This is a genomic window from Mesorhizobium sp. M7A.F.Ca.CA.004.12.1.1, from assembly GCF_003997835.1.
Lineage (GTDB): Bacteria > Pseudomonadota > Alphaproteobacteria > Rhizobiales > Rhizobiaceae > Mesorhizobium.
Genome location: NZ_RZRK01000797.1, coordinates 1 through 2,758, shown reverse-complemented (window position 1 = coordinate 2,758; position 2,758 = coordinate 1). Strand labels below are relative to the sequence as shown.

3 protein-coding genes are annotated in these 2,758 nt (G+C 64.8%); all 3 read left to right on the top strand.

Going from position 1 to position 2,758, the window contains the following annotated elements:
• Window positions 1–54: 54 nt before the first annotated feature.
• The 3 genes from modA to modC are packed head-to-tail and all read left to right on the top strand — an operon-like array spanning window position 55 to window position 2,678.
• A complete protein-coding gene (gene modA, locus EN984_RS29755; protein WP_127270933.1) occupies window positions 55–849 on the top strand; it encodes a molybdate ABC transporter substrate-binding protein in 795 nt (264 codons plus the stop codon).
• A gap of 15 nt (window positions 850–864) precedes the next feature.
• Entirely contained in the window at window positions 865–1,569 is a 705-nt protein-coding gene (gene modB / locus EN984_RS29750) for a molybdate ABC transporter permease subunit (protein WP_127270935.1), read from the top strand.
• Window positions 1,566–2,678 carry a molybdenum ABC transporter ATP-binding protein gene (gene modC / locus EN984_RS29745; protein ID WP_127270937.1) on the top strand — a complete coding sequence of 371 codons (1,113 nt, stop codon included), beginning with the start codon at window positions 1,566–1,568 and terminating at the stop codon, window positions 2,676–2,678. Before modB ends, modC begins: the two co-directional genes overlap by 4 nt.
• Window positions 2,679–2,758 lie beyond the last annotated feature (80 nt).

Below are 2,758 nucleotides of genomic sequence, written 5' to 3'. Positions count from 1 at the left end.
ATATCGGTTAGCGGGCTTCGAGCCGGCCGGATTTCAAACCAGGGAGAGTCTTCCATGACGCGCATAGGTTTTGCATCGAGGGCGATCACCATTGGGGGTTTTGCGGCGATGTTGATGGCGGCGGTGCCGGCAGCACATGCGGAAGACAAGGTGGTGGTGTTTGCCGCGGCCAGCCTCAAGGATGCGCTCGACGCCGTGAACAAGGCCTGCGAGGCCGATGTCGGCGAGGCGGCGACCGTCTCCTATGCCGCGAGCTCGGCGCTGGCCAAGCAGATCGAGGGCGGGGCGCCTGCCGACGTCTTCATCTCGGCCGACCTCGACTGGATGAAATATCTCTCCGACAAGAAGCTGACCAAGCCGGACACCGAAGTGAAGCTGCTCGGCAATCAGATCGTGCTGGTGGCGCCGAAGGACTCGGCGGTCGACACCAGGATCGAGAAGGGCTTCGACCTCGCCAAGCTGATCGGCGACGGCAAGCTCGCCATGGGCGATTTCAAGGCGGTGCCGGCCGGCAAATACGGCAAGGCCGCACTTGAATCGCTCGGCGTCTGGTCCTCGGTCGAGGGCAAGGTGGCGCAGGCCGAAAACGTGCGCGCGGCGCTGAAGCTGGTTTCGACGGGCGAAGCCGCCCTTGGCATTGTCTATGCCACCGACGCGCATGCCGAAAAGGGCGTCAAGGTGGTCGGCACCTTCCCGGAGGATTCGCATCCGCCGATCATCTATCCGGTTGCCCAGACCGCCGATTCGAAGGACAAGGATACGCGGGCTTTCCTGAAATGCCTGCAGTCGGCCAAGGCGGCCGCGCTGTTCAAGGATCAGGGATTTACCGTGCTCGCGCCGAGCAACTGAGTTCCAAGGGGCACAATGAACTGGCTGCTGGACCTCACTCCCGACGAATGGAATGCGGTCCGGCTGTCCATCAAGGTGGCAATGGTGGCGATGCTTGCCAGCCTGCCGCCGGGCATCTTGATCGCGCTGCTGCTTGCCCGGGGACAATTCTGGGGCAAGACCGTTCTCAACGGGCTGGTGCATCTCCCGCTGATCCTGCCGCCCGTGGTGACCGGCTACCTGCTGCTGCTGACCTTCGGCCGGCGCGGCCCGGCCGGCGCCTTCCTGGCAGAGCATTTCGGCATTGTCTTCTCCTTCCGCTGGACAGGTGCGGCGCTGGCCTGCGGCGTCATGGGCTTTCCCCTGATGGTGCGGGCGATCCGGCTGTCGATCGAGGCGGTGGACCGCAAGATGGAAGCGGCGGCGGGAACGCTCGGCGCCAATCCGCTCTGGGTGTTCGTCACCATCACGCTGCCCCTGATCCTGCCCGGGCTGATCGCCGGCGCCATCCTGGCCTTCGCCAAGGCGATGGGCGAGTTCGGCGCCACCATCACCTTCGTCTCCAACATTCCCAATGAGACGCAGACATTGCCGTCGGCGATCTACACCTTCACGCAGGTGCCGGGTGGCGATGAAGGGGCGCTCCGCCTGACGCTGATCTCCATCGTCATCTCCATGGCAGCACTTGTGGCTTCGGAGGTGCTGGCGCGGCGTGTCGGCCGGCGACTGGACATCGAATGAGCGTTCTCGTCGACATCAGTCATCGGCTGGGTGGTTTCGCCATCGACGCCCGCTTCGAAAGCGCCGGGCGGCTGACGGCGCTGTTCGGCGCGTCTGGGTCGGGCAAGACGACACTGATCAACATGATTGCCGGGCTGATCCGGCCCGACAGGGGACGCATCGAGGTCGACGGCCGTGTGCTGGTCGATACCGGTGCCGGCATTTTCGTGCCGAAGCACAAGCGCCGCATCGGCATGGTGTTCCAGGACGCACGGCTGTTTCCGCATTTGAGCGTTGCCGGCAATCTTCGCTACGGCCGCTGGTTCACGCCGCCGGCGGAGCGCTACGCCGATATCGATGCCGTCGTCGACCTGCTCGGCATCGGGCCGCTCATGAACAGGCGGCCGGCAAAGCTCTCGGGCGGCGAGAAACAGCGCGTGGCGATCGGCCGGGCATTGCTTGCCAGCCCCAGACTGCTGCTCATGGACGAACCGCTGGCCTCGCTCGACGAAGCGCGCAAGGCCGAAATCCTGCCCTATGTCGAAAGGCTGCGCGACGAGACGAAAATCCCGATCGTCTATGTCAGTCATTCGGTCGCCGAAGTGGCGAGGCTGGCCAGCGACGTGGTGATGCTGGCACAGGGCAATGTCGTTGCCAGCGGGCCGACCGAGGCGGTGATGCAAAGGCTCGACCTGTTGCCGGCAGAGGAGCGCGGCGAGGGGGGCGCCGTGCTGGACACCAGGGTGCTGCATCACGACGAGGCTTTCGGCATGACCGTGCTCGGCTCGGCCGCGGGCGAGCTCCGGGTGCCACAGCTGGCGATGAAGGCAGGTACGCCGGTGCGCATCCGTATTCGCGCCCGCGATGTGATGATCGCCACCGAAAAGCCGACGGGTCTCAGCGCGCTCAACATCCTGCCGGGGACCATTACCGCGATGAGCCCGGGCGAAGGGCCCGCGGTCGAGGTCGGTATCGACTGCAATGGCGCAACCGTGCTTGCCCGCATCACCGAACAGTCGCGGCAGGCGCTGAAGCTTCATCTTGGCGGCAAGGTTTTCGCGGTGATCAAGACGGTGAGCTTCGATCGGGCAAACACCGGCGCCGGCCTGCCCGCCGAGGCGGATGGATGATCCCGCTATGTCTTTTTGGAATAGCGGTTTCGCCAGGGAGCTTCTAGTATGAGGTTGGGTTGTGACCGCGGAGAGCAAAG

What these genes read in the sequence shown, in the direction of transcription:
- modA (WP_127270933.1), top strand. Translation starts at nt 55, where the DNA reads ATGACGCGCATAGGTTTTGCATCGAGGGCGATCACCATTGGGGGTTTT.
- modB (WP_127270935.1), top strand. Translation starts at nt 865, where the DNA reads ATGAACTGGCTGCTGGACCTCACTCCCGACGAATGGAATGCGGTCCGG.
- modC (WP_127270937.1), top strand. Translation starts at nt 1,566, where the DNA reads ATGAGCGTTCTCGTCGACATCAGTCATCGGCTGGGTGGTTTCGCCATC.